3 protein-coding genes and 1 pseudogene are annotated in these 6016 nt (G+C 58.0%); 3 read left to right on the top strand and 1 reads right to left on the bottom strand.

Annotation, left to right across the window (positions count from 1 at the left end; genetic code table 11):
• The 3 genes and pseudogenes from Q0J81_RS10000 to Q0J81_RS09990 form a co-directional block, all read left to right on the top strand.
• Nucleotides 1–2442: pseudogene (locus tag Q0J81_RS10000) on the top strand (DNA-directed RNA polymerase subunit beta'); the annotation flags it as partial.
• 255 nt (nucleotides 2443–2697) lie between these two features.
• Nucleotides 2698–3567, top strand: a complete 870-nt coding sequence (locus tag Q0J81_RS09995; RefSeq protein WP_294447571.1) for a hypothetical protein — start codon at nucleotides 2698–2700, stop codon at nucleotides 3565–3567.
• A 150-nt stretch (nucleotides 3568–3717) separates the two neighbouring features.
• Nucleotides 3718–4923, top strand: coding sequence for an MFS transporter (locus Q0J81_RS09990; protein ID WP_294447570.1), 1206 nt, complete (start codon nucleotides 3718–3720; stop codon nucleotides 4921–4923).
• A 349-nt stretch (nucleotides 4924–5272) separates the two neighbouring features.
• On the opposite strand, the gene Q0J81_RS09985 is transcribed toward Q0J81_RS09990, so the two are convergent.
• A partial coding sequence (locus tag Q0J81_RS09985) for a cytochrome d ubiquinol oxidase subunit II (RefSeq protein WP_294447567.1) occupies nucleotides 5273–6016 on the bottom strand: 744 nt, incomplete at its 5' end.

Raw genomic sequence — 6016 nt, 5'->3', positions numbered from 1 at the left:
AAGGTGCTCACCAAGAAGGCCATCGGCAAGCTCGTGGGCATCGCCTACAAGGCCGCCGGCATCAAGAACACCGTCATCCTGTGCGACCAGCTGAAGAACATCGGTTACGAGTTCTCCACCCGCGCGGGCATTTCCATCGGCCTCAAGGACATGACCATTCCTTCCCGCAAGAAGGCGATCATTTCTGCATCCCAGGCCGAAGTGGACGACATCGAACAGCAGTACCGCAACGGTATCATCACCCGTACCGAAAAGTACAACAAGGTGGTTGACGTGTGGTCGCAGACTTCCACCACCATTTCCAAGGAAATGATGAAGGAAATCTCCGTCGATCACGTCGTGGATCCCAAGACGGGCCGCGAAGCCGACGACACGAGCTTCAACCCCATCTACATGATGTCCAACTCCGGTGCTCGAGGCAACGCGGACCAGATGAGACAGCTCGGCGGCATGCGCGGCCTCATGGCCAAGCCTTCCGGCGCCATCATCGAAACGCCTATTACGGCGAGCTTCCGCGAAGGTCTTACCGTGCTGCAGTACTTCACCTCCACGCACGGTGCCCGTAAGGGTCTGGCCGATACCGCTCTGAAGACCGCTAACTCCGGTTACCTCACCCGCCGTCTGGTGGACGTGGTGCAGGACGTCATCGTGTCTCAGGAAGACTGCAACACCGTGGACGGCATCGAAATGACCGCGCTGCGCGAAGGCAACGAGATCAAGCTGCCTCTGCGCGATCGCATCATCGGCCGCGTGCTGCTGTACCCCGTCATGCATCCCACCACCAAGGAACTGCTGTTCCCCGCCAATACTCTGGTGGACGAAAAGGTGGCCAATGCACTGGACGAAGCCGGCGTGGGTACCGTGACCATCCGTTCCGCCCTGACCTGTCAGGCGGAACGCGGCGTGTGCGCCCTGTGCTACGGTCGTGACCTTGCCCGCGGTCATCTCGTGAACGTGGGCGAAACCGTGGGCATCATTGCTGCTCAGTCCATCGGTGAACCCGGCACGCAGCTGACCATGCGTACCTTCCACATCGGCGGTACGGCGTCCGCTCAGGTCGCCAAGTCCAGCTTTGAGGCGCAGAACTCCGGCCGCATCAGCCTGACCCGCGTCAAATCCGTCATCAACCGTGACGGCATCGCCATGGTCATCGGCAAGAGCGGTCAGCTCACCATCGTGGACGATCAGGGCCGCGAAGCTGAAAAGTACATCCTGCCCAACGGCGCCCGCCTCTACGTCACCGACGGCGAGGAAGTGGTGAAGGGCAAGATGCTTGCCGAATGGGATCCGTTCAACGAACCCTTCATCACGGAAGTTGACGGCTTCATCCGCTTCAAGGACATCATCGAAGGCAAGACCGTGCAGGAAAAGATGGACGAGGCTACCCGCCAGTCCACCCGTACCATCATGGAATACCGCACGACCACCTTCCGTCCCGCCATCGACATCACCGCGGAAGACGGCACCATCAAGTCCCGTACTTCGGCGCAGGGTACCGGCTCCATTCCGGCAACCTACACCATGCCGGTGGGCGCCCTTATCATGGTGAAGGACGGCGAGGCCGTGCAGGCCGGTGACATCATCGCCCGTAAGCCCCGTGAAACGTCCAAGACCAAGGATATCGTGGGTGGTCTTCCCCGCGTGGCCGAGCTCTTCGAAGCCCGCAAGCCCAAGGAAATGGCCGTGGTGTCGGAAATCTCCGGCATCGTGGAATACGCGGGCGAATCCAAGGGCAAGAGAAAGCTCATCGTGCGTCCTGAAGTGGGCGAACCCAAGGAATACCTCATTCCCAAGGGCAAGCACATCACGGCTTCCGACGGCGACTATGTGGAGGCGGGCGAGCCCGTGACCGAAGGTCATCCCGAGCTGCACGACATTCTGCATACCCGCGGCGAAAAGTATCTGGCCCGCTACCTCGTGGACGAAATCCAGGAAGTGTACCGCTTCCAGGGCGTGGGCATCGACGACAAGCACATTGAAGTCATCGTCCGCCAGATGCTGAAGAAGGTCACCATTCTCGATCCGGGTCAGACCACGTTCCTCGTGGGCGAGCAGGTCGACAAGGTGGAATTCAAGGAAGAGAACGACAAGGCCATTGCCGAAGGCCGTCAGCCCGCCGTGGCCGAACCGCTGGTGCTCGGCATCACGCAGGCCTCTCTGAGCTCTCTGTCGTGGGTGGCTGCCGCCTCCTTCCAGGAAACCACCAAGGTGCTTACCGAGGCTTCCCTCAAGGGCAAGCACGACTACCTGCGCGGCCTCAAGGAAAACGTCATCGTCGGTCGCCTCATTCCGGCCGGTACCGGCTATCGTGAATACGTCAACCAGAACATCGAGGTTCCGGAACAGAAGGAGCGTCCCGACAAGTTCCTGGAAGACCTTGAGGAGCGTCCCATCATCGCTCCCGACATTGAAGCCGGCATCAACAACGCCATAAACGACTAAAACGGCAGCAGGGGAGGGCAACTCCCCTCGCCGCGGCATATACGAAGCCGGCGCCTTAAGCTCTGAGCGAGCGGAAGGCGCCGGCCTCGGCGTTTAAATCCCGGCCGGAAAAATTCGACTTGTCGGAAGGTGACGGAGCCTTTATGCTTTGAAGAAATGTTGACGGATGTGCAGCAGGGGGCACGGCCATGTTGCTCAGTGAAATATGTGCACCTGCCGTGTATTGACTGCTATGCGTTTTTGATGGAGGAAGCTGTGGCGCTGCTTGAGCATTTTTTTTCTTCCCGGACACAAGGCCCCACCTTCGTTACCACGGCGGGCATAGGATTTTATCTTGAACGAATGTTTGAGGAATCAGAACAGCGCATCGTCATCGTTTCGCCGTACATCAAAATGAGTATGCGCATCCGTTCCATTCTTTTGGAAAAAAGAAAGGCGGGAGTTCCTGTCGTCATTGTGCACAGGGAAAATTTTGAGCATGCGGAAGTGGCCTCGGAAATTTTTACAAGAAACAATCTTCATGCAAAATGCTTTCTGACGGAGAAGGCGGCTATTCTCGGCAGCATGAATCTCTATGATTACAGTCAGATGAATAATGATGAGATGGCAATCTATCTCACCGTCAAGGAAAATGCCGGGCTGTATGAGTCCGTTTCACAGGAAGTTTCCCGGCTCTGTCGGGATTTTCCGGAACGAAAAAGCGTTCAGTCGAGGCGTGAGAATGAAAACCGTGGACTTTGCGGACTCGTTCCGGGCAGAAAATATGCCAGAGCCGAGCTGAAGAACTGGTTTTCCTTTGCGGATGACCATCCCGGCGGCATCAGGCAGACCACGCGCGGCAATATCGTGCTTTTCTGTTCTTCCAACAGTCCGTACAGGAACGAAGAGAGGGACGGCATCATATACTATATGGGACAGAATACCGGATCCGCCGTGCAGATGCTGAAATACGGCAACAAGGCGCTGTACGACAGCTTTGAGAAGGACAGGGGACGAATTTTCCTGTTCAGGGACGAGGTCTTTCTGGGAGAATGCACGGTATGCATGAAGCCTTTTCAAAAAGACGGGAAATGGATTTTTCCTCTTAAGCTCAGGGGGGAGGGGAATATGACTCAGCCTGTCTAGCTCGTCCCGACGGGAAGGATACGATTTTCGGTGCTCCGTTGACGTTTTTCCCGAATGCTGTTGACAAGCGTCCTGTCTTCTTTCTATGTCTCATGGGATGCGCCCGTAATCCGTTGGGCGCATCCTGTTTTCCGGCAATGGAGGAACGGCATGGTGCAAACTGGCGACAGAGCCGCGTGGACGAACACGCTCGGTGTCATATTCAATCGCAATTTCAATGTGGTTGCCGTCATCAATCTGCTTGTGATGACGGCGTATTATATGATTTTCGTTACCGGAGCTCCGTATGTGCGCGAAGCTTACGGCGTGAGCCTGAGTGTGGCGGGGCTTTCCAGCGGCGTCATGGTCATGGGCTGTCTTTCCGGGCGCTTTGCCTCGGGGAGTCTGCTGTCCTTTTTGGGGTGCCGTACCATTCTGCTTGCCGGAATTCTGCTGTATCTGGGCAGTATGGCCACATTCTTTCTTGCCGCTTCGCTGCCCGTCCTTTTTGTGCAGCGCTTTTTGACGGGCATTGCCGTGGGCGTGACGGGAACGGCGACCGGTACCATTGTGGCCTATGTGATTCCCCGGGAATGTCACGGGCTCGGCATCAGTCTGTTCACCATGAGCACGGCCGTGGCGCTGGCCGCGGGGCCCTTTTTCGGCATTGCGCTTGTTGACGGCTCCGGGTATAGGGCCGTGGTGTGGACGTCGTTTCTGTTCGGCGTGATCTGCCTTGCGGTGTTCTTTGCTCTCAGAACGCTGCCGCACATGCTGAAAAAGCATCGTCCCATGACGGATATTTACAGCTACATCGATCCCCGTGTGGTCCGCTTTTCTCTCGTGGCGCTGGTGGCCTGCCTCGGCTATGGATGCATTCAGGCCTTTCTGACCTCGTTTACGGCGGAAAGAGGCGTGTCCGAGGCGGCGAGTCTGTTCTTTCTTGTGTACGCCGCAGCGGCGCTCGGCACGCGACCCTTCAGCGGTCACATCCTCGACCATTACGGGCCGAACGTGGTGTTCTATCCCGCGCTTCTCATCATGGCCTCGGCCATGGCGCTGCTTGCGGTTACGGAAAACAGCGTCATGTTCCTTCTGGGTGCCGTGCTTCTCGGTGCGGGCTTCGGCAACTTTCAGTCCGCAGGACAGGCCGTATCGCTCACGCTCGTCACGCGTTCGCGCTTTGCGCAGGCGACCACCACGTTCTTTTTGTTCTTCGATCTGGGCATCGGTCTGGGTCCATATCTTTTCGGCTTTCTCGTGCCGTCATTCGGCTACGAGGGCATGTTCTTCTCTCTGGCCGTCGTCGCGCTTTTTGCGGCGTTCCTGTACTGGTTTGAGTACGGAAGGATGAAGCACAGAAGACATCACGCCTGAACGGTTCAAACTGCATGAGGGACGCGGCGCTCTCCAAGGGGGGAGCTCCGCGTCCTTTGTCCGGCAGGAATGGCTGTTGTGCGAGGCACTGAGGGCTTTTCAGAAATTTTGAGATAAGGGTGCGCGTTCGTGGACAAAGAAGCTCTGGAGGGCGCAGAGAGGCCGTAAACGGCAGTCGGAATGTGCGTTGCAGTCCCGAAAGAAGGCAAGGGGCTGAGGCAAGCTGCGAGCAGGAAGCCCTGAATGTTCTTCAGGCAGGAAAAAAGGCCGTCCGCGTTCAGACGCGGGCGGCCTTTGTCGGTTGCTTCGGCTCCCTGCGGGGGAAGTCGCGGGGAGCCGGGAAAAAGGCTTAGTAGGAGTGTTCGTCCTTGAGCACTTCCTTGGTCACCTTGTGGGCGAAGGTCCAGTAGACCCAGGCCTGATAGAGCAGCACCACAGGCACGGCGCAGAGCGTGACGGTGAGCATGATCTTCAGGGTGAGGGGGCTGGAAGCGGCGTTGTATACGGTGATGCTGTAAGCCGGATCAATGCTGGAAAGAATGATGCCGGGGTACATGCCGAACACGCCGAAGAAGGTCAGTCCCAGGATGAACAGGGCGCTGCACAGCCAGGCGACGAGGGTGCAGCTGTTCAGGGCAAGGCGGCTGCCCACAAGACCGATGACGGCGAGAGCGAGAGCCGCGTAGGCTGCGGGATGCTGCGCCAGACGTTCGAAGCTGTCGGTATAGTAGCTCGTAAGGGCCAGGAACACGAAGACCAGGGCAAGCAGCACGGGCCAGAGCGCGCGGGCAGCCTTGAGAGCCTTCACCTGCAGATTGCCTTCGGACTTGAGTTCGAGCCAGAGCGCGCCGTGATAGCAGAACATGACCACGAAGAACACGCCGCCGGCAAGGCCGTAGGGATTGAGGAGCTTGAGGATGTTGCCGTGATACACGCCGTCCGCGTCGATGGGGATGCCCATGAACAGGTTGGCGAAGGCCACGCCGAGCAGCAGCGCGGGCAGGAAGCTTCCAAGGGTCATGCACACGTCCCAGCTGAAGATCCAGGTGCAGGAATCGCCCTTGCCGCGGAATTCAAAGGCCACGGCACGGAA

Origin of the sequence: uncultured Mailhella sp. (assembly GCF_944324575.1) — a bacterium.
Taxonomy (GTDB): domain Bacteria; phylum Desulfobacterota; class Desulfovibrionia; order Desulfovibrionales; family Desulfovibrionaceae; genus Mailhella.
This window is presented reverse-complemented; position numbering and strand designations above follow the sequence as displayed.